General features: G+C 37.2%; 17 protein-coding genes. 6 read left to right on the forward strand and 11 right to left on the reverse strand.

The genetic code is table 11. The features are described 5' to 3' along the window. The first annotated feature begins 149 nt into the window (after positions 1 to 149). Positions 150 to 1,115, forward strand: coding sequence for a DUF4003 family protein (locus TY11_RS06165; RefSeq protein ID WP_042143984.1), 966 nt, complete (start codon positions 150 to 152; stop codon positions 1,113 to 1,115). 111 nt (positions 1,116 to 1,226) lie between these two features. Here TY11_RS06165 and TY11_RS06170 read toward each other — a convergent pair whose 3' ends face one another. Together TY11_RS06170 and TY11_RS06175 are read right to left on the reverse strand one after the other, a co-directional pair. Then, a complete protein-coding gene (locus TY11_RS06170; RefSeq protein WP_042143986.1) occupies positions 1,227 to 1,589 on the reverse strand; it encodes a DUF488 domain-containing protein in 363 nt (120 codons plus the stop codon). A 49-nt stretch (positions 1,590 to 1,638) separates the two neighbouring features. Further along, positions 1,639 to 3,372 (reverse strand): phospho-sugar mutase, encoded by a 1,734-nt coding sequence (locus TY11_RS06175; protein ID WP_042143987.1) that lies wholly within the window; start codon positions 3,370 to 3,372, stop codon positions 1,639 to 1,641. A gap of 187 nt (positions 3,373 to 3,559) precedes the next feature. Between TY11_RS06175 and TY11_RS06180 the strand changes: the two genes are divergently transcribed. Beyond that, positions 3,560 to 4,648 carry an AI-2E family transporter gene (locus TY11_RS06180; protein ID WP_081755841.1) on the forward strand — a complete coding sequence of 363 codons (1,089 nt, stop codon included), beginning with the start codon at positions 3,560 to 3,562 and terminating at the stop codon, positions 4,646 to 4,648. Positions 4,649 to 4,857: 209 nt separating this feature from the next. On the opposite strand, the gene TY11_RS06185 is transcribed toward TY11_RS06180, so the two are convergent. Continuing rightward, complete coding sequence (locus TY11_RS06185) at positions 4,858 to 5,706, reverse strand: GNAT family N-acetyltransferase (RefSeq protein WP_042143990.1); 849 nt, start codon at positions 5,704 to 5,706, stop codon at positions 4,858 to 4,860. A gap of 177 nt (positions 5,707 to 5,883) precedes the next feature. On the opposite strand from TY11_RS06185, the gene TY11_RS06190 reads away from it, so the two are divergent. After that, positions 5,884 to 6,063: an SE1832 family protein gene (locus TY11_RS06190; RefSeq protein ID WP_042143992.1), complete on the forward strand. Its 180-nt coding sequence runs from the start codon at positions 5,884 to 5,886 to the stop codon at positions 6,061 to 6,063. An 85-nt stretch (positions 6,064 to 6,148) separates the two neighbouring features. On the opposite strand, the gene TY11_RS06195 is transcribed toward TY11_RS06190, so the two are convergent. Further along, positions 6,149 to 7,987, reverse strand: coding sequence for a cation:proton antiporter (locus tag TY11_RS06195; RefSeq protein ID WP_042143994.1), 1,839 nt, complete (start codon positions 7,985 to 7,987; stop codon positions 6,149 to 6,151). 292 nt (positions 7,988 to 8,279) lie between these two features. Between TY11_RS06195 and recQ the strand changes: the two genes are divergently transcribed. Beyond that, the gene (gene recQ, locus TY11_RS06200; RefSeq protein ID WP_042143996.1) at positions 8,280 to 10,424 is read left to right on the forward strand and encodes a DNA helicase RecQ; all 2,145 of its coding nucleotides are present in this window, start codon (positions 8,280 to 8,282) and stop codon (positions 10,422 to 10,424) included. 677 nt (positions 10,425 to 11,101) lie between these two features. Here the strand turns inward: recQ and TY11_RS06205 are convergent. Beyond that, positions 11,102 to 11,806, reverse strand: coding sequence for a DUF421 domain-containing protein (locus tag TY11_RS06205; protein ID WP_042143998.1), 705 nt, complete (start codon positions 11,804 to 11,806; stop codon positions 11,102 to 11,104). A 173-nt stretch (positions 11,807 to 11,979) separates the two neighbouring features. Between TY11_RS06205 and TY11_RS06210 the strand changes: the two genes are divergently transcribed. After that, the gene (locus TY11_RS06210) at positions 11,980 to 12,375 is read left to right on the forward strand and encodes a hypothetical protein (RefSeq protein WP_042144001.1); all 396 of its coding nucleotides are present in this window, start codon (positions 11,980 to 11,982) and stop codon (positions 12,373 to 12,375) included. Here TY11_RS06210 and TY11_RS06215 read toward each other — a convergent pair. Both TY11_RS06215 and TY11_RS06220 read right to left on the reverse strand, forming a co-directional pair. Next, positions 12,372 to 13,154, reverse strand: a complete 783-nt coding sequence (locus TY11_RS06215) for a class I SAM-dependent methyltransferase (protein WP_042144003.1) — start codon at positions 13,152 to 13,154, stop codon at positions 12,372 to 12,374. The two genes, TY11_RS06210 and TY11_RS06215, sit on opposite strands and share 4 nt — an antisense overlap. A 227-nt stretch (positions 13,155 to 13,381) precedes the next feature. Further along, entirely contained in the window at positions 13,382 to 14,626 is a 1,245-nt protein-coding gene (locus TY11_RS06220) for an aminopeptidase (protein WP_042144006.1), read from the reverse strand. A 201-nt stretch (positions 14,627 to 14,827) separates the two neighbouring features. On the opposite strand from TY11_RS06220, the gene TY11_RS06225 reads away from it, so the two are divergent. Beyond that, on the forward strand, positions 14,828 to 15,154 hold the full coding sequence (locus tag TY11_RS06225) for a winged helix-turn-helix transcriptional regulator (protein WP_304413177.1): 327 nt from the start codon (positions 14,828 to 14,830) through the stop codon (positions 15,152 to 15,154). A 318-nt stretch (positions 15,155 to 15,472) separates the two neighbouring features. Here TY11_RS06225 and hutG read toward each other — a convergent pair whose 3' ends face one another. Genes hutG through hutH form a run of 4 tightly spaced genes read right to left on the reverse strand, consistent with a single transcriptional unit; the run spans position 15,473 to position 20,855 of the window. Continuing rightward, positions 15,473 to 16,429 carry a formimidoylglutamase gene (hutG, locus tag TY11_RS06230; protein ID WP_042144008.1) on the reverse strand — a complete coding sequence of 319 codons (957 nt, stop codon included), beginning with the start codon at positions 16,427 to 16,429 and terminating at the stop codon, positions 15,473 to 15,475. Continuing rightward, the gene (gene hutI / locus TY11_RS06235; protein WP_042144269.1) at positions 16,426 to 17,634 is read right to left on the reverse strand and encodes an imidazolonepropionase; all 1,209 of its coding nucleotides are present in this window, start codon (positions 17,632 to 17,634) and stop codon (positions 16,426 to 16,428) included. Before hutI ends, hutG begins: the two co-directional genes overlap by 4 nt. A gap of 49 nt (positions 17,635 to 17,683) precedes the next feature. Then, on the reverse strand, positions 17,684 to 19,336 hold the full coding sequence (hutU, locus tag TY11_RS06240) for a urocanate hydratase (protein ID WP_042144010.1): 1,653 nt from the start codon (positions 19,334 to 19,336) through the stop codon (positions 17,684 to 17,686). Then, positions 19,329 to 20,855: a histidine ammonia-lyase gene (gene hutH / locus TY11_RS06245; RefSeq protein WP_042144012.1), complete on the reverse strand. Its 1,527-nt coding sequence runs from the start codon at positions 20,853 to 20,855 to the stop codon at positions 19,329 to 19,331. The genes hutU and hutH overlap by 8 nt, the downstream gene beginning before the upstream one ends. Positions 20,856 to 21,344 lie beyond the last annotated feature (489 nt).

A 21,344-nucleotide genomic window follows, 5' to 3' on the forward strand; every position in this document is an offset into this window, starting at 1 on the left:
TTTACACAAAATTTACAATAGAATTAAGTATGGAATTGGTTTGTGGCTACCCAAGAATACAGGATGAAACATTCCACCCTATTAATCCGTATAAACTACTATAAAGTGTTCTTCAATCCTTTATAGAAAATCTAAAAGGGAGATTTACAATGAAAAATAATGTAGAACAATATATTCAAGCTTATAAAGAGCTACATCACCATATGAAATGGAAAGTGTCGGATAAACGGATTTTAATGATGATTGCTTCTATTTATGTATTAAATCAAAAAACGTTACATGTGGAGCAGTTATTAGACTTAAGTGACAAAATCAAACAAAAAGCAAGCTTATTCTCCTCTTTACGTTCTAATTCAAGATTTACTACTGCTGCTATGTTGGATGTGAAGTTCGAAAATCCAGAGGAAAAAATACAAGAGTTATTGGACTTGTATGACTTATTTAGAGAAGTTAAATTTGGAAGTGGAGCGTTTACGTATATTGCTGCTAGTATTTTGTTAACAAGTGAGGCAGAAAACGCGAGGGAAACCGTAAGTAAAGCGAAGGCGATATATGATGGGATGAAGAAAGAACATGCATTTCTTACCTCAAGCAATGACTATCCATTAGCCACTCTACTTGCCATTGAAAATCAGCCGGGTATTATCAATCACATCGAACGATTTTACGAGGATTTATCCAGAAATGGGTTTCGAAAGGGTAATGATTTACAATTTCTAAGTCATATCCTTGCACTTGGTAACGATGAAGGTAATAACGTACTAATTAATCGAGCCATATATATTAAGGATTCCTTTCAAAATACTCCATTTAAGGTAAAGTCCATGTATTATCCAATAATAGGAATGCTATCTTTACTACCTCATGATGAGTATTCTGTTGATCAAATTGTTTCCATGTATGAAGTACTAAAACAGCAAAAAGATTTCAAATGGCAAAAAGACATGAATGTTATAATCGCTGCATGCATATTGGTGAATGAAAAGATAGGAAATACGCAACTTGCAGAGGCAAGTCTAAGTACCATATTAGAAGCTATTCTTCAAGCACAACAAGCAGTAATGATTGCAACCATGGCTGCGGCATCTGCTTCAAGCTCTAATAGCGGAAATTAATGAAATCAAACTAGTTAGTCAAATTCTATAAAACACTATCTAGGCCAAGAATTGAGTTCAGTTGATTATTTCATCCAAAATCCTTTCTTGGTCTTTTATGATGCTTGGCACTTATTTTCCTTCTAAAATTTGCTTCAAAATGACTGCCTGATTATTCTCTTCATTTTTTGCACCATATAGTAATGTAACTGGGCCATCATTCCCAACTACAAGTTCGATTAATTGTTCTATTGCTTCCTTTTGTTTATCTTGAGTAAGTTCCGCTTCATATCGGATTTTAAACTCCTCAAATTCATCTAGATTTTGATGATACCATTTTCTCAATTCATGTGTTGGTGCAACTTCTTTTAACCAATAATCTAGTTTTGCTTTTTCTTTTGAAAGTCCTCTTGGCCAAAGACGGTCTACTAAAATACGTATCCCATCTTCTTCACTGTATGTATCAAATACCCGTTTACATTGAATTTTTGCCATTTATATGACCCCCTTATGAAAGAATCATCCTCTACTCGAGGATGATTCTTTAGGCAATGATGTCATTCATTACTTGATTCATTTTTTCTTTTAAAGCTGTGAGTGTGTCTTCACTTTCTGACAAGCTCGTTCCACGGGTTCCATAGTAGCATTTAATTTTCGGCTCGGTTCCGGATGGTCTTAAGCAAACCCAGTTATTGTCTTGCAATACAAATTTCAATACATTTTCTTCCGGTAGTTGAATTTTTTCTGTTTCACCAGTAGATTTATTCATTCTTTCACTAGTTAAGTAATCTTCAACTAACTCAACCTTATGCCCAGCAATTTCCTCGAACGGATTTTCACGAATAGTATTCATAATAATGGCTATTTTTTCAGACCCTTCCATTCCTTTTAAGGTTAAGGAAGACATTCCTTCACGGTAGTAGCCATGTTTTTGATATAGCCCATCAAGTGCATCCAGCAAGGTTTTTCCTTGTTTTTTCCAATAATAGGCCATTTCACTAGCCATCACCGCAGCCTGTACTGCATCTTTATCACGGGCAAAGCTACTAATTAAGTACCCATAGCTTTCCTCGTAGCCAAAAAGAAAGGCTTCACCAGTCGAATCAAACTCGTGGATTTTTTCAGCAATATATTTAAAACCTGTTAGTGTGTTGATCGTTTCTACACCATAAGAAGCAGCAATTGCTTGCCCTAGCTCCGATGTAACAATTGTTTTTAATACACGAGCATTCGATAACAGTACTTTATTGGTGTGGGTTAAAATATAATCAATTAATAGAGCACCAAGTTGATTTCCAGTAAGAACGGTGTAATCACCTGCTTTATTTTTCACTGCTACACCTAATCGATCCGCATCTGGGTCAGTCCCTAGCAGAATATCAGCACCGACTTTTTTACCAAGGTCAATTGCCATGGTGAAGGCCTGATGTTCCTCAGGATTCGGTGATTCCACTGTAGAGAACTCAGGATCAGGAATTGCTTGTTCTGTTACCACTGAAACCTGGTTAAAGTTTAACTGCTTTAATCCTCTTGTTAAGATGTCATGTGCAGTTCCATGTAATGGTGTGAAAGCAATTTGCAAATCTTTATCCTGTTTATATTCTGCTTCATCTAATTTTGAAATTTGGTTAAGCTTTTCCAAATAAGCATTATCAACCTCATCGCCAACCCAAATTAATAATTCCTTTTCCTCTAGTTCTATCTGATCTAAAACAGGGATTTCCAACTCGTTTTCAATTTTACTTATGGTTTCGATAATTTTATTTGCCTCATTGGGAACCATTTGCCCGCCATCTTCGTTATATACTTTAAACCCATTATATTCTGGGGGGTTATGACTTGCAGTAATCATTGCTCCTCCAGCTGCCCCTAAGTAACGCACAGCAAATGATAGAACTGGTGTAGGCCTTAGGGATTCAAACACATACGTTCTTATTCCAAAAGCACCAAGGGTTTTAGCAGTTTCAACCGCAAACTCCCGTGACATATATCTTGAATCATATGCAACTACAACACCACGATCCTTCACATTAACTGCATGGCTTAACAGATACTTGGCTAACCCATAAACCGCTTTTCGAATCGTATAGACATTCATGCGATTAGTACCAACACCAAGTACACCGCGCATTCCACCAGTACCAAATGTAAGTTCTTTATAAAATGCATCCTCTAGTGCTTTTTCATCTGATTGTAAAGTATATAATTCTTGTTTTAGTTTGGGATCTAATCCTTCAAACGCATTCCATTTTTCAAAGATTGACTTCCAATTGGCCATTTATGTAGTCCTCCAACTCGTGTTTATGTGCAAATTTTAACATAAAATTTGTCAATAATCTAATGGACTATTATATCGGTTTAATCTATGTCCTTTTGGGTAAGAATCAATATATAGAATTTTGTATTTCTTAAGTGCGAAATGGCTTAAAATAATATATGATTACCTTAATAATGAAGAAAGTGTGATGAACTTGTCTAATAAACGTTGGTTTCAAGTTTTAGTAGGGTTTATTTTAGTTTTTCTATTAATCTATTTAATCTACACAACACGTTTTATTTTTGACCCCGCATTTAAATATATTGGAGCGGTTGCTTTTCCATTTATCGCAGCCGGATTACTATTCTATTTAACTAAGCCAATTTTTAAGTTACTAATGAAATATAAAGTGCCAAAACTAATTTCAATCTTCCTTGTATTTATATTAATTATTGTGGTTGGCTATGTGTTTACCATTTTCGTTATCCCAATTGCTCAGGATCAGTACTCAAGGTTTATAAAAAATATCCCAAGTATGATTAAAGGAGCAGAAGATGTTATTGACTACATCCAAGACAATCAAAAAATAATTCCAAAAGAGGTCTATGTCACGATAGATAATATGATGGCCAATTTACAAACTTATTTTGAAGGGTTCATGACCTTCTTATTAAGTTTTATTACACAAGTTATTGGGTTTGTATTCTCTTTAGTTCTGGTACCATTCTTCTTGTTTTTCATGTTGAAGGATGGCGATAAGTTTATCCCATTTGTCACAAAAATTTTCGAACCAAAAAAAGCTAGTAATCTACGTAATTTATTACGTAAAATTGACCATACATTATCTGCCTATATTCAAGGACAGCTACTAGTTAGTTTAAGTATTGGTATCATGCTGTTCATCGGGTATTTAATCATTGAGTTAAACTATGCATTGGCCCTAGCACTATTCGGGATGATGATGTGTGTTGTACCTTTTATCGGTCCCTTTATTGCGGTCATTCCAGCCTTAATTGTCGGCGTATTCCAAGACCCAATGAATGTCGTATGGATTGCACTTATTATGATCATTGCACAACAGATTGAAGGAAACTTTATTTCACCAAATATTATGGGGCATGTGTTACGGATTCATCCGCTAACGATTATCACGATTATTCTAGCTGCTGGAAGCATTGCAGGATTTATCGGAATTCTATTTGCAGTCCCATTCTACGCAGTGGTAAAAGCTATTATTGTGCATTTCTGGGAAACATATCAGGATACACGGAAAAATAAGGAAGATGCTTTGATATAGAGAAAGAGCGACAGCCGGAGCTGTTTCTCTTTTTGATATGTTGATCTGGGGATTGGAGGTGGGGATGAATTTCGGTTTTGGGCGTATGTTCATCGGATTCCGGCGCATGCTCGAGACCTAATGGAACATCCTCCTCGACTTCAGGAGCATTCCCAATCAAAAAAAGGACGTGTTCTTCCCCAAAAGGTAGAAGTACATGTCCCTTAACATCACTCAAACAAACAATCAACTGAATCTCCAACAACATAATATCCTATCTTCTTATAGATGCTATTCGAGGTTGGGTTGGAAAGATCTGTATATAAATTACAAAACTTTGCTCCTTCATCTAGTAGTTTCTGAGATAGGGCTGCCACAACACTTGTTGCATAGCCTTTACGTTTATGTTCGTCGGGGGTAAATACCGCATTAACGGACGCACCGTTTCTAGTTCTTCGAGAATTATTTACCATTGAAACTAGTTCACCCTCTGATTCCCAAAGATAGATAGAGCCTTTTTGGATATAGGACCTCGCCATACTGTCTGCTTGTGTTTTCGCTATTTCCATATTTGCTTGTTCGCCAAAGTGTTGGAGCCATTCCCGAACATTTGATAAATGTTCATCCGTACCTTGAATTAGCTTCCCCTTAGGATCTGGCTTTACTTTAACTTCGTCCAACTGATAGATTAGCTGTTTCATATGTATATTTTCAATTTTTCCCGTTAGTTCTTTCCATAGGCCTACAAATTCATCTACCAGTTCCGAGGGGCCTATCACTCCTGGTACTGGGTATTTATTTTGAAATAGAAACTGTACTACAGCTTGAATGGCATGTTCATGCTGATGCTTTACTTTGGGTAATATCCATTTGTTTGGAGGGGTTTGCATAAAAGCATATATTGGCTCCCCGTTTTCTTCTACAATTCCTAGGCGAATGCCATCAGTAAATACACCGATATTGTTTTTTCCTCTTTCCAATAAGCCTAACATTAAATTGTTATTTGCTTCCTGCTGAAGAAGTAAATCTTCTACTCTCTCAAGATAACGTTTAATTGATGTTTCCAATAATACTTTCATATATTATGCCCCCTCTATTGCTTAGATCAGACACCAACGACTGGCTCGAGTTTCCTCACCCTAGTATACAGCTCAAGTAGGCGCCTTCTGTTTTTCTTGTATAATTGAATTTATTTTACACCAATCAGTTGTTTTGTAAAGGGGTTCCCGGTAAACTTAACATGAGGAGTGGATAACATGACAAAAAAAGAACTTGAAAATAAACTTGATGAACTGAAATCAGATTATGTGCGTATCCAAAGTGATTTAGATAAATTAGTTTATGTCAGGGGAAGAGCATCTTCAGCTGAGGAGCAGCTTATTCGTTTGGAGAAAGAAATTGCTGAGGTTCGTAAAAAACTGGATGAATTGGAATAAGAGCGTACAACCATTACGGTTCGTACGCTCTTATTCAAAAGAGTATTAAATAGAGATTTTTATCTCCGTGTGCCCTGCGCTTTTCTTATTCTACATCACTATTTCCTAATCTTGCTTGAATCTTTGCTTTTTCTTTATTTCTTGGCATTAAACTAACGATTGTATCCCCTGTGCTTGGTACCGTACGCATTTCCTCTGAGTAATACTTAATTTGGCCAGACGGCTTAATTAAATATAGGAATACCGTTTCTTCATCCTTCTCATCTAAATACTGGCGATATGAATATTGATCGGTAATTGTTGTACGACGGAACACAAAACCGTTATTGATTTTCTCCTTTAAATCATCTAAGGTAATTTCCTTCTTGAATAAGATTCTACCGCCTACCTTGGAAACAATCTCTCCGGATTTATAAACGGAATCATATGGGCTTACCTTAAAGACATTTGTACGGCCATATTCCGGCATAAATGTCGTACAAACTAGTGAATTATATGATTTGCTATCTGTTGCCGCAATCAGATACTCATATGGAATAGTATCCAAATGATATTCTGTTTGCTCAGAAAGTACCTCCTCATGATAGAAAGGAACTCCTGCCTCTCTGGCAACTTTCAGTCTTTCCCAAGAACTATCCACAATAATAATTGGCACATTAGATTTTGCAAGTGATTTTGCAAGTTCGACAGTAAAAATATTACTACCAACAATTAATGTTCCAGGTCTACCTTCCATCGAAAGATTTAATTTCTTAGCAAGCCAACCGATAGAGAAACCATGCGCAATAACCGTGAAAAATACTAATCCAAATGTTAGTGTTGTGAGAATATTAGCATCCTCATATCCTGCTTCTAATAAAATGGTGGCAAAATAACTCGATACCGTTAGCGCTACTATACCTCTCGGAGCAATCCAACCCACTAACAACTTCTCATTTAACGTTAATCCCGTTCCAAATGTCGAAAGGAAAATGGAAAGTGGACGAACTAAGAACATCATTAATAAAACATACCCAATAATATTAGGGCTAAAGATTTCTAGAATGGTTTCAATCTGTAATGATGCTGTTAGCATAATAAAGATTGCGGAAATCAATAGGATGGAGATATTTTCCTTAAAATGTCGCATGTCTGCTACAGAGGAAATCCCCATATTAGCAAGTGTTATACCCATTGCGGTTACAGATAGTAGCCCTGTTTCATGCATGATTTCATCAGCAACAGTGAAACAGAAGATAACAACCGTAAACACTGCAGGAGATTTAAGGAATTCTGGAATATGACCTCTTTCAAAGATGAAGCCAATTCCCTTACCACAAAACCAACCAAATATCGCTGCAAAAAGTGAAGCTGCAAAGAACATCATTAATGCTGTTCCATCTGGGTCAGTAGCAGTTAAATAAGCAATGATTTCAAAAGCAAATACTGCAAGAAGTGCCCCGATTGGATCAACAATAATGCCTTCCCACTTCAGGATTTTTGCTGGTCTTGGTTTTAATTTTGACTGACGTAGTAATGGCATAATAACGGTTGGACCGGTCACGATAAATAATCCACCAATAACAAATGCCACAGGCCAAGATAACCCAGCAATATAGTGTGCTGTTAATGACCCCAGAATCCATGCTATAAAAGCACCTACTGTAGAGATTCTAAAAACTGGCTTTCCTAATCCTCGTAGCTCTTTGAAGCTTAAATTCAAACTACCTTCAAAAAGTATAATTGCAACTGCAACAGAAATAATTGGACTATATAAATTACCAAAATCTTCTTGAGGATTAATAAATCCTAACAATGGACCAATGATTAGACCTGTTAAGGCCATCACTACAATTGCTGGCATTCGGTAGCGCCATGCAACCCATTGTGAGCCAATCCCAAGAAAGAAGATTAACATTACTTCAAATAATAAAGATGTTACCATTACATGCCCCCTAGTTTTAAAATATATGGTCATTCTAATTGTCCCACTAAAAAAAGTAAACTAATTTCTCCTTAAAAAATAATACGTTTACTTAACAAAATGTTATTCCATTATTACTAGTATCCTCTTTTTGTTTGATATTTAATTATGCCTCTAATGAAAACAGCATTCTTTCCATATTATTACTAGATAGTAAGCTTTCTACATCATAAATAGGTTATAATTTCTAGTTTTATCAACTCGTTTCAACCAAAAATATGTGGTAGGATATACAGGTGAGAGGAGTAATGTCATGATCCTAGAACAAGAAAAAGTATTAAAAACATATTTTGGTTATGAATCCTTCAGACCCGGTCAAAAGGAAGTTATTGAACGTGTTATAAAGACAACGAATACATTAGCGGTTATGCCAACAGGTGGCGGTAAATCCATTTGTTATCAGGTACCTGGATTGACTTTAGACGGAACCGCTATCATTATTTCCCCATTAATATCACTTATGAAAGACCAAGTAGATTCTCTCCTAGCTTTAGGAATTCCCGCAACTTTTATTAATAGTTCGTTATCCAATGAAGAACAGGAAATTCGTATGTCTGAAATAGCTGATGGACGATTCAAGTTTGTTTATGTTGCACCGGAACGCTTTGAGTCCTATGGATTTGTAAACGTAATTAAAAAAATCAATATTTCATTAGTAGCTTTTGATGAAGCACATTGTATCTCCCAATGGGGACATGACTTTCGTCCAAGCTACCGATCCATTGTTCCAAATCTGAAACAGATTGGTAATATTCCAGTTTGTATGGCTCTTACAGCAACAGCTACAGAAGAAGTTATTTCGGACATTCAAGAATTACTACATATAGATAATACTAATGTCATCAATACAGGTTTTGCCCGTGACAATCTTGCTTTTCACATTGTCAAAGGTAAAGACCGGACAAGCTATGTTCGCTCATTTCTAGAAGAGCATTCCGGTAAATCTGGTATTATCTATACGGCTACCCGTAAACAAGCAGATGCGTTATTTGATCAGCTTGAAAGTCGTGGTGTTCAAGTTGCGAAATATCATGCTGGAATGTCTGAACAAGCACGCAAACAAGCACAGGCTGCGTTTATACATGATGAAAAACCAGTCATGATTGCGACAAATGCCTTTGGAATGGGAATCGATAAGTCAAACGTACGATATGTGATTCACTATGCAATGCCGATGAATATTGAGTCTTATTATCAAGAAGCAGGTAGAGCAGGACGTGATGGAGAAGCTAGTGATTGTATTTTATTGTTTTCCCCGCAAGATATTCAGTTACAAAAGTTTCTAATTGAACAGTCCTTAATGGATGAAATTGCCAAGCAAAATGAATACCGAAAGCTTCAATCTATGGTGAATTACTGCCATACGCAAGGATGTTTAAGTTGCTTTATTTTAGATTATTTTAAGGATAGTTCTCCAATTGAAAATTGCGGTAGATGTAGTAACTGCGTAGAAAAGGTCGAGAAAACAGATATCACAGAAGAAGCACAAATGATTCTTTCCTGTGTCAAACGGATGGGCGAGCGTTTTGGTGTGAGCATGACAGCCAAGGTTTTAAAAGGTTCTAAAGATAAAAAGCTTCTAGAATTCAGACTGCAAACTCTATCAACCTATGGGTTGTTGTCTGCGTACACAGAAAAAGAAATCACAGAGCGGATACATTTTCTTGTTGCGGAACAGCTCCTTGGTACTGAAGAAGGAAAATTCCCTACGCTTAAATTGAACCAACACTCTGTAGATGTGTTGAAAGGTAAGCGAAATGTTGAAATGTATACAGCGCCTATCCCAACAAGTGAAAATGATGACTATCATAAAGACCTATTTGAAGAATTACGTGCACGAAGAAAACAAATGGCCGATGAACTCAATGTTCCCCCTTATGTGTTATTTTCGGATGCAACACTTAAAGAGCTTAGTAGGTATTTCCCCGTTACCAAAGATGATATGCTTGAGGTTAAGGGAATTGGGGAGAAAAAATATGAACAATATGGTGAAGTGTTCTTAGAGGTTATTAAAAAGTGGAGAAACGAACATCCAGAAGCTAAAACTAGAGTGAAAATTTCTAGCTCCGCTCCGCCACCAAAACCTAAGAAGAAGGAAGAGGAAGGGCCAAGTCATCTAGTAAGCTATAAACTTTTTCAGTCTGGAAAGTCAATCAAGGATATTGCAGCAATACGTGATATGACGACTATTACAATTGAAAATCATTTATTCAAAGCCTTTCAAGATGGCTATCCAATTGCTTGGAATATCTTTTTTAACGAAGTAGAGGAAGCTACTATATTAACTGCAAGAGAGCAAATGGATGAGTTAAAACTTAAACCATTAAAAGAGTCACTACCTGAAGAATATGATTACCTGAAGATAAAAGCAGTTTTAGTTAAAAATGGAATGATGTAGTTGATGGAGTGCTTGAATGCGCTCCTTTTTTTATCGTATAATTCATCAATTTTTTCTTTCCACTTCTAATTAATTAATCATATGTGTATAATTGTTACTATCACCGAAAAAAGGGGGCTATATTCTGAAGAAATATTTTGCCCTATTGATACTATTTTCCGTCATAACTCATTCCTATTTTGCTATCATAACTGACCCGAAACTTGATAATCCACTAGTCATCCAAGAAACTGAATCAATCAGTTATTCTGTTCTTGGGGATATTCATCCAGTTGACGGAAATTGGAAACAAAAGGGACACAATGGTATTCACGAGCTAATCATAGCAATAATATTAATTGTTACATTTTCCTTCAATCGCTTTATTCAATTCATCAAGAGACTCACCATTCTTTGCCCCGTTTTCTTCCAATCGAGTTATTTGATCCATTCTCCTTCGAATTTAGATTAAATCTTTATTTCAGGAGGAGGAAAAGCAATGATATGGGCTCGCTTTATTATGATGGGATTTTTTTCTTTATCTGCGGTGACTTTAATTTCTTATCAAGGTATTGAAATATTCCAAGCGTATATGGATTACTTTCGTAAAAACTAATATTTAATAATTTCGGAGAAGTGTTAGACACTTCTCCGATACTACTTTCTTTATTAGTTTATCTCAATGAAATTCAATATCCCTAATAAAACAAAACGTTAATCTTTCCACTATCATCTACCGTGGCCAGTAATATATTATTCAAATCTGCAAGTTGATAGGTGCTAGATATTTTATGTAATAACCAAGCATCATCTTTTCCAAGTTGTTCTAATACCTTATAATCAATCTTCTTTTCCTTAATGACTGTTTTGGGAAGCTTAAAAGGCTTAACTGTTTTCCCAATGGTAGAAGGTGTTAATGTTTGATGTTCAGCTCTTAGAAAGATGGATACTGTTCCCCCTGGTTCCCAAAGGGCAAGAGCAACCTTTTGAATATCCTCTGTATTATTCTTCCTTAACTCCGACATTAAGATATCAATAGAAATTCGGACCTTCTTTAAATTTTTATAGATGATCGACCCGTTTTCTATAAGCGGTATAGGAGATGGAATAAATAATTTCCGTATGCCTGGTACATGAAGACTCAAACCTATTCCAATTAAATACATAACTAAAATAACAACCATCGTTATCATAGATCCTTCTAATCCGAGCCCTTCATCTGATAGAGGATGGGCAATAATATTACCGATCAGTAATACTATAACAAAGTCTAATAGGCCAACTTGTGATATCGTACGCTGGCCCATTACCTTTACAACAACAACAAAAAATGTAAAGCCAACCAATGCTCTTAATGTCCATTGAACCCAAGTTAATGTCTCTTGAGAACTGAAGAAATCCATTACAATCATCTACCCTTACTAGAGATATACTTGCCCTAGTTTTAGCTAAATCAATGAAAATTATTTTCTATTCTCTGATATTATCCACCTGGTCTTATCGTTCTTTCTTCACCTTTATTATCGAATATGTCATACTTACAAATACCAACAATTTCTTGAAAGGAAGACACGCATTGGGTAAAACTATCATTCTTCTAATTGTATTAATGGTAATCATTGCGATATTAACTAAGAAAAACATCCTAACGTTAACGCAAAAATCAAGTTATAAATATGTTAAAGGTCCACGAAAAGCTACCTTCTCGTATAAATACTTTAATGGAATTGAGCATTTTCAGTTTGAATTTATTCCTAATCAACCTGTTACCATTCACTATCAAATGGAAGTGGAGCAAGGTCAACTTGTACTTTTAATAGGTCGTCCATACACCAAAGAAAGAAATGCAGATATTCATAAATTATTTACCGAAAGTACCAATGGAAGTATAGAATTCACTCCCACTCAAATTTATTATACGATTCGCCTTGAAGGGTTAAAGACAAGAGGTAGTGCTAGAATAGAGTATTAATCTATCTTTAATTTCACAGCCCTAGTTGCTATGAACGTATTTATATAGTTATCTAGCATCCGGCTCCCACCGAAATTATCTTCATAGAACCCTGTAATGACAAAGCCTGCATCCACTTGTCCTTGAATTTGGTCTTCTAAACTATGTCCAAATTCTAATGCGCGCTTAGATTCCCTATATTGCTCAAGTTTTTCCTCTGATAGAGTCTCTAAGTCAGAATATGGAACTTTATGTTTAACAACCAGTTTCCCTTTGTCCTCTTCCTCCTCATCAAAAATATAGAGAAGTGGATTCGTAATCCCTGCAATGAGAATGCCCTTATCTTTTAATACTCTTGAGGCCTCCTTCCATACTGGAAGCACATTTTCAACAAATACATTTGATACAGGATGTACAATCAAATCAAAAGAATCTTCCTCTAAAAAATGCAGGTCTAGCATACTACCTTGAATTGTTTGGATGGATAATCCATCTCGTTTAGCTACATATTGATCTTGCTCTAATTGTTTTAAAGAAAGGTCTACAACAGTTACATTTGCACCCGCAGCAGCTAATACCGGACCTTGTTGGCCACCGCCAGATGCTAAACAAAGTACCTTTAAGCCCTTTAACGAATCAGGAAACCAATGTCGTGGAACCATCTTCCCTGCTGTTACACCAATCTCCCAGTCTCCTGCTTTACTTCTTTCAATAGTTTCTGAACTTACAGGTCTAGTGTAATTACCTCCGTCTTCAACTTTTTTATCCCATGCCATACTGTTTTGTTTTAATACGTCCATAATTATTTCCCCTCTATAATAAATTCCAGAGCTCTTGTTATATATTCGTCTTCTCTACTCTTAATTCCTTCTAGAGTAGTTTCTACGAGATTTTTCAACTATTCAATTGTCTTTAGTTCCTTTGTTACTACGAAAATATTCATGAAAATGGTTTCAACCTGCTTATTTTTAAATCTAAATACAAAAAACCTGCTGCACCTTATTTTGTGCAGCAGGTATCATTCGGATTATTTACTTTTAATATCTAATGCCCAAGTTCCATTACGGAATACAGCTTCTGTTGTGCCATCGGCTTTTACACCATCAATATCTAATTGCTCAGATCCAAACATGAAATCAACGTGTGTTAAGCTGTCATTTACTCCAGCTTTATCGAGTTCTTCATCACTCATCGCAGATCCGCCTTTTACATTCGTTGGATATGCTTTACCTAAAGCAACGTGGCAAGATGCATTCTCATCAAATAAAGTGTTATAAAAAAGTAAACCGGATTGTGATACAGGTGATTCATGTGGTACTAGTGCAATTTCACCTAGACGACTTGCACCTTCATCCGTTTCTAGTAAATGTTTTAGCGTGTCTTCTCCTTGCTCGGCTTTGAAATCAACTACTTTACCGTCTTTAAACGTTAAAGTGAAGTTGTCGATTAAACTACCACCATAGTTTAATGGCTTCGTACTAGATACAGTTCCATTCACACCATATTTACTTGGCACAGAGAAAACTTCTTCTGTCGGCATATTCGGATTGAAAGTAATTCCTTTTTCTGAGACAGCAGAACCACCTTTCCAAATATGACCTTCTGGAAGTTCCATTTCTAAATCTGTTCCAGGTGCTTTAAAGACTAATTTCTTGTAATTTTTCTCATTTAACACTTCACGTGCCGTTTTTAAAGTTTCATTATGCTCGTCCCATGCTTTGATTGGATCCTCTTGGTCAACACGGACGATCTTAATGATAGCTTCCCAAAGGCTGCGGATTGCATCTTCACGAGACTTTTCAGGAAAGATTTTTTGTGCCCAATCACCAGTTGGGATTGAAATGATTGACCAAGTAATCTTGTCGTTCATGGTATATTTGCGGAAATTTGTCATTGCTTGTCCAGCAGCTTTATTTGCTTTAGCTATTTTTGTCGGATCGATATCTTTTAATAAATCAGGGTTTGTCGAACGAATGGAAAGTACTGCAGCCCCATCCTCGGCATACATATCATGAAGTTTTACTCTCCACTCAGGGAAATCTTCTAGTACTTCATCTGGAGCATATTGATATTTCCAAAGGGTTAGATCATCGTCTCCCCAATTAATATGTACATCCTTTGCACCCAATTCATAAGCCTTTTTGGCAACGATTTTTGTGAAACCTGCACCCTCAAGTGAGGAATTTATCATTAATGCTTGCCCTTTTTGCAAATTAACGCCTTTTCGAAGGGCTAATTCTGCATATTTTTCTTGAATTTGTTGAGATACCATCTGAAAACCTCCAAATAAAAAATTATTTCGCATATCGTTATTATTTCATAAATTCGCAAAATATCCAACTACAAATATACGATATTGTCGATTTGTAATTATTGGTATTTTACACTATTCTATATTTTATGATACAATCTTAATAGTTACTTTTTGTAAGTTGATGAACTCTTTCGATATAGAAATGTGAGGTGGATTATCGTGAGTGAATTATGTCCACGTTTTGAAAAAGCAATGCAAATTATTAGCAAACGCTGGGTTGGATTAATTCTTTTTGAATTATTGGAAGGACCGAGACGTTTTTCTGAGATGGAATCAAATTTACCGATCAGCGGAAGATTACTATCTGATCGCCTTAAAATGCTGGAAAAAGAAGGTATTGTCAACCGTAATATATATTCTGAATTTCCAGTCCGTATTGAGTATACTTTATCTAAAAAAGGTGAGTCGTTACGTCCTGTTATTGAAGATATACAAGGTTGGGCAGACGAATGGATCACCCCGGAAGAATTAGATAATGAAAAATAAGGCTGTTTTGGAAATATAATTTTCACGGTTGATAGAAACTGTGCGGTATTTGAGAATTTTGTTACAGCAACTTACCCGCTCCGGAAATACACTCCGCTTTCTGCGGGAGGACAGGCATAGGTGAGACCCCGCAGTGCGATAGCACGAGGAAGCTCACCAGCCGCCCGCGGAAAGCGGAGTATTCTGCCGGAGCGGTAGTCCTAGCTTCACTAATATTTAAATGGTTACCGCGCAGTTTCTATCAATTATATAATTAATAATCACCTTTTTGGCAATAACCAAAAGTAAACATTAGCACGCATGGATTTTCCATGCACGCTAATGATTATTTAATTTCTTCCCCTTCATAAATTCCAACAATACATATGCCGCTACTCTACTTGTCATATTCCGAAAATCTATGGTTGGGTCTATTTCTACAATATCCATTGCTTTCACAGAATCGTACTGGGAAGCTATGTGGATTCCTTGAAGTAATGTCATACTGGCCATTCCACCTGGTCCTATTGCTGGACATCCCGGTGCATATGCTTGGTCTAGGACATCCATATCAACTGATAGATATATATAATCCACACGTTTCGCCAATTTTTCTATCTCATATTTTAGAATAGATTCTATTCCTTTTTCTTGAACATCCCCCATTGTATATACGGTTACTTTGTTCTTTTTGGCATACTCATGGTAGGACTTCGCATTTGTAAAATCTCGTATTCCAATTTGCACAAGATCCTCACCAGAAATAATTGTATCTTCTAATAACCTCCGAAAAGGAGTCCCGTTTGTCGGTCCGCCGTCCTCGGTATTACGTAAATCGTGATGAGCATCGAATTGTATAATTCCAACCGATCCATATCGCTCCTTGAAGGCTTTAATAGCTGAATAGCTAACTGAATGGTCTCCGCCAAGTAAGAACCAATTTTCTACAGCTTCCGTTTGAAAAGCATCCAGTAATCCCTCGTATAGCCTCTTCTGACTTCCAACTATATCAGTAGGATGCATTTCCAAATCCCCAAAATCTATGATTTCATCTTCCAAATCAAACGTTTGTTCACCAGAATAAATAGAATAGCTCTGTAATGCATCTCGAATTGTTCCGGGTGCAAAGGCTGCTCCGGAATGACTGATTGATGGTTTTGATAATGGTAAACCTACTAATCCAAATACTGCCTTTTTACCTGGGGACCATACTGTCAATAATTCCTTTGCTTTCTTTGTGTAACTGTCTGTAAATATTGCTTTTCCTGCAGGCTTTAAATGGCGAATTTCACTCATCGTATTTCCTGCCTTTCATATATTACTTTACCGTTTTTAATGACAGTATTCGTATGATTCACACCATAATGGTAAGGAATATATAGGTAATTTGGAGCATCCCACAAGACAATATCTGCCTTTCTTCCAACTGCTATTTTTCCAGCAACATCACCTCGACCTATCGCATGAGCGGCATTGACTGTTACCGCATGCCAAATTTCTTCTGGTGATAGTTTTAGCTTCAGAGCAGCAATAGACATAATAAGCTGTAGATTTTCTGTCACCGAGCTACCTGGATTGAAATCGGTTGAAATAGCAATTGCAGCTCCCGCATCAATCATTTCTCTTGCTCTACCATAATCATCTTTTCCAAGGTAAAAGCTTGTTCCTGGTAGGATAACACCAATAGTATCCGAGTTTGCTAGCTTCCCGATTCCTTCGTCGGATGCCACCGCCAAGTGATCTCCACTAATCGCACCCAGCTCTACAGCTAGTTCTGTTCCACCTAATGGGTCTATTTCATCTGCATGTATTTTTAATCCAAATCCTTTTTCTCTTGCTTTCATCAGATAGCGTCTTGACTCTGGTACAGAGAACACGCCTGTTTCCGTAAAAATATCGACAAACTCAGCTAGGTCCTCTTGTTTGATTTCATCAAACAGCCCAGCCATCTCATTTAAAAATGCTTCAGGGTTTTCCTTGTACTCCGGTGGAATAGCATGTGCCCCTAAAAATGTGGAAACAATATCAAGTGGATGTTTTTCATTCGCTTCTTTTGCCACCCTTAATTGCTTTAATTCTGTTTCACGGTCAAGGCCATATCCGCTTTTAGCTTCAACAGTAGTAATTCCATATGTCGCCATCCGGTCCAAGTGAAATAAAGCTTTTTCTAAAAGTTCTCCATAGGAAGTGGCTTGAGTTGCCCTTACTGTAGATAAAATGCCTCCACCTTGCTTTAATATCTCTAAGTATGGAACACCTTGCTGCTTTAGGGCCATTTCTCTTTCACGGGAACCACCAAACACAAGATGGGTGTGTGGTTCTACTAAGCCTGGTGTAACTAGTCTTCCTTTTGCATCAATAGTTTGTGAGGCATCTAGAATACTAGCTTCTTCCGCCGAGCCAAGCCATACTACTATATCATCTTTAATTCCGATTGCTGCATGATTCCATACAGTTAGGTCTGACATTTCTGTGCCTTTAACCGGTCCTATTGTATCCATCGGTAATAGCTCACCTATATTGGTAATGAGTATGTCTACTTGCACGTTATTACCTCCTCATCGGTACCTTAATATCATGTTCATCTGCAAATTTCTGCGCACTCTCATAACCGGCATCTGCGTGGCGAATAATGCCCATTCCTGGATCCGTTGTTAATACTCTTTCTAGTCTCTCTTTTGCCAAATCAGTACCATCTGCTACTGCAACCATGCCAGCATGTAAGGAGTACCCCATCCCCACACCACCTCCATGGTGGAAGGAAATCCAAGAGCCTCCTGCAGCGGTATTAATTAATGCGTTCAATACTGCCCAATCACCTACAGCATCACTACCATCCTTCATTCCTTCTGTTTCACGGTTTGGTGATGCAACAGAACCACAATCTAAATGGTCACGACCAATGACAATTGGAGCTTTCAATTCTCCTTTACGAACAAGTTCATTTATCGCAAGGCCCATCTTGACCCTCTCCCCATATCCTAACCAACATATTCGCGATGGAAGGCCTTGGAATGCCACTCGTTCCTGTGCCATATCAATCCAGCGAAGTAATGCTTCATTTTCAGGGAAGAGTTCTTTTATTAACTGGTCTGTCCGATAGATATCCTCCGGGTCTCCTGATAATGCTGCCCAGCGAAATGGCCCTTTTCCTTCACAGAATAATGGGCGAATATAGGCTGGAACAAAACCAGGGAAGTTAAATGCATTTTTAATTCCCTCATCTTTGGCAACTTGTCGGATATTGTTACCGTAGTCGAATACAATCGAACCTTGGTCTTGATACATTAGCATTGCGTCAACATGTTTCGCCATACTTTGTTTAGCAAGAGTCATGTAATGTTCAGGATTAGATTTCCTTAGTCCTTCTGCCTCCTCAACAGAGTGCCCAATTGGAATATACCCATTTAAAGGATCATGGGCAGACGTTTGATCTGTTACGATATCAATCTTGATAGTTTTTTCTAATAGCTTGTAATGTACTTCCGCTGCATTTCCAACTAAGCCAATGGATAAAGCCCTTCCCTCTGCTTTGGCCTCATTTGCAAGTGCAACTGCCTCATCAATACTCTCTGTCATCACGTCACAGTATTTTGTTCTCAAACGCTTTTCAATTCGGCTTTTATCCACATCAACCGCAATCACGACACCCTCATTCATCGTAACTGCTAAGGTCTGAGCTCCACCCATTCCACCAAGTCCTGCAGTTAAGGTAATCGTCCCTTTTAACGTTCCACCAAAATGTTTCTTTGCAACAGCAGAAAATGTTTCATATGTCCCTTGTAAAATTCCTTGTGTTCCAATATAAATCCAACTTCCTGCTGTCATTTGCCCATACATCATTAATCCCTTTTGATCTAATTCATGGAAATGCTCCCAATTCGCCCATTTTGGAACGAGAACCGAATTAGAAAGTAATAACCTTGGTGCATGTTTATGTGTTTTAAATACACCTACAGGCTTTCCAGATTGAACCAACATTGTTTCGTCATTTTCTAAATTCCTTAGTGTTTTCACAATTGCCTCAAATGCTTCCCAATTACGGGCAGCTTTACCAATGCCACCGTAAACGACTAATTCTTCTGGGTTCTCTGCAACATCTGGATCAAGATTGTTATAAAGCATTCTTAATGCTGCCTCTTGTTCCCAGCCTTTACACTCCAATTCCAGGCCCTTTTTAGCCCGCACTTCAACTTTATTCATATACTTTCACCTCTTCTTTTTTGTTTTTAATACCGCTTTTATTATCTTCTTTCAGCCATTTAGTTAGGTTTTCGATATCACTTGAGAAAATTCGATCCTTCGTAATGCTAGGAACAATTTTTCTAGCTTTCGTATAATAGGTGCCTGTTACTGAGGATAATTTTTCAACACCACGATATTCTACTGCTTGCATGGCACAAATGAGTTCGATGGCAATTACTCGTCTTGTGTTTTGCAACATGACTAGTGCATGTCTTGCTGCAATGGTTCCCATACTGACATGATCCTCCTGGTTAGCAGAGGATGGAATAGAGTCAACACTAGCTGGGTGTGCCAGTGTTTTATTCTCGGAAACTAGTGATGCTGCACTATATTGCATAATCATGGCTCCCGATTCGAGACCCGGATTTGGGCTAAGAAATGCTGGTAGGTCATTCAGTTGAGGGTTCACGAGACGCTCTATCCTTCGTTCTGAGATATTTGCAAGCTCTGCAATTCCTAACTTCAAAAAGTCCATCGTAAAAGCGATTGGTTGCCCGTGAAAATTACCTCCTGAAATTACTTTGTTATCATCTGAAAAAATTAATGGGTTATCGGTTACGGCATTAATCTCTATCGTCAGTTTATCTTTTGCATAATGTAATGGTTGCCAACATGCACCCAGTACTTGTGGAATGCATCTTAAAGAATAGGCATCTTGAACCCGAATCTCACCTTGAGACGTTGTGAGTTCACTATCATGCAGGATGTTTCGCATTCTCTCCGCAACCTCTATTTGCTCTTGATGTCCTCTTACATGATGTAAATCTGCATCAAAAGCATCGATGATTCCATGAAGTCCTTCCATTGTCATTGCGGCGATTAGTTCGCTTTGATACAATAACTTTTCCATTTCTAAATAAGTGATAACGCCAGTGGCAGTCATAGCTTGGGTCCCATTAATTAGCGCTAAGCCCTCTTTTGCTTTTAATGTTATTGGTAGTAATCCTGATAGTTCAAATGCTCTTTGCGTCAACATCCGCTTCCCTTGATAAAATACTTCTCCTTCCCCAAGTAGGACTAGTGCTAAGTGTGAAAGTGGAGCCAAATCACCACTAGCTCCTAGTGATCCTTGTTGCGGAATCACAGGACAAATTCTTGCATTTACAATAGAAATTAAGTGTTCCACAAGTTTTGAACGAACTCCCGAATATCCTTGTGCGAGAGCATTTGCCCGAAGCAATACCATACATAGACTAATGTTTTCATCAAAAGGCTCACCAACTCCACAAGCATGGGAGTGGATCAGGTTCAGCTGTAAATCCTCTAAATCTTCTTCATTGATAATGACGTCACTAAACTTTCCAAATCCAGTATTAATTCCATACATTACTTTCTTTGCTTGTAGCATATTTTCAACTGTTTCACGATTTGCATCTATTCTTTGCTTTTGGATATCACATAGTATTACTTGTTCATTTTCGAATACGACGCGTTTCACATCATCCAATGTTAAATTTTTCCCCGTTAATACAACCATCTTTTTCACTCCTTTGTTGCATCACTTTAGTAGGGTAAAGTCGGCAAATAAAAAGGAGGCTTTGGTCTTAAACCAAGCCTCCATTATTATATTGCTTAAATTGCGCGTGAATGAAATTCATCCTTGCACCTCATTTTTAAATTTTCCTACTATTTATATTGTAAGCGTTTTCTTTCGAAGTTTCAATAGTTTTATTGAATTGGGGTATTAGTATAGCCAATTATTTAAATTTGTAGGTTTAAATTAGGAGTGCTCTATTATTCAATTTGGGATGAATTCGAGGCTGATATGATGTATAGCGGTGTTCTATTCTTCATTTTGACATGAAATCCAGGTTAAAATGATGTATAGCAGTGCCCTATTCTTCATTTTGACATGAAATCCAGGTTGAAATGATGTATAGCAGTGTCCTATTCTTCACTTTGACATGAAATCCAGGTTGAAATGATGTATAGGGTACATAAATATAGCTGATTGTGGATTAGAAAT

Source organism: Paucisalibacillus algeriensis (assembly GCF_000577245.1).
GTDB lineage: Bacteria > Bacillota > Bacilli > Bacillales > Amphibacillaceae > Ornithinibacillus.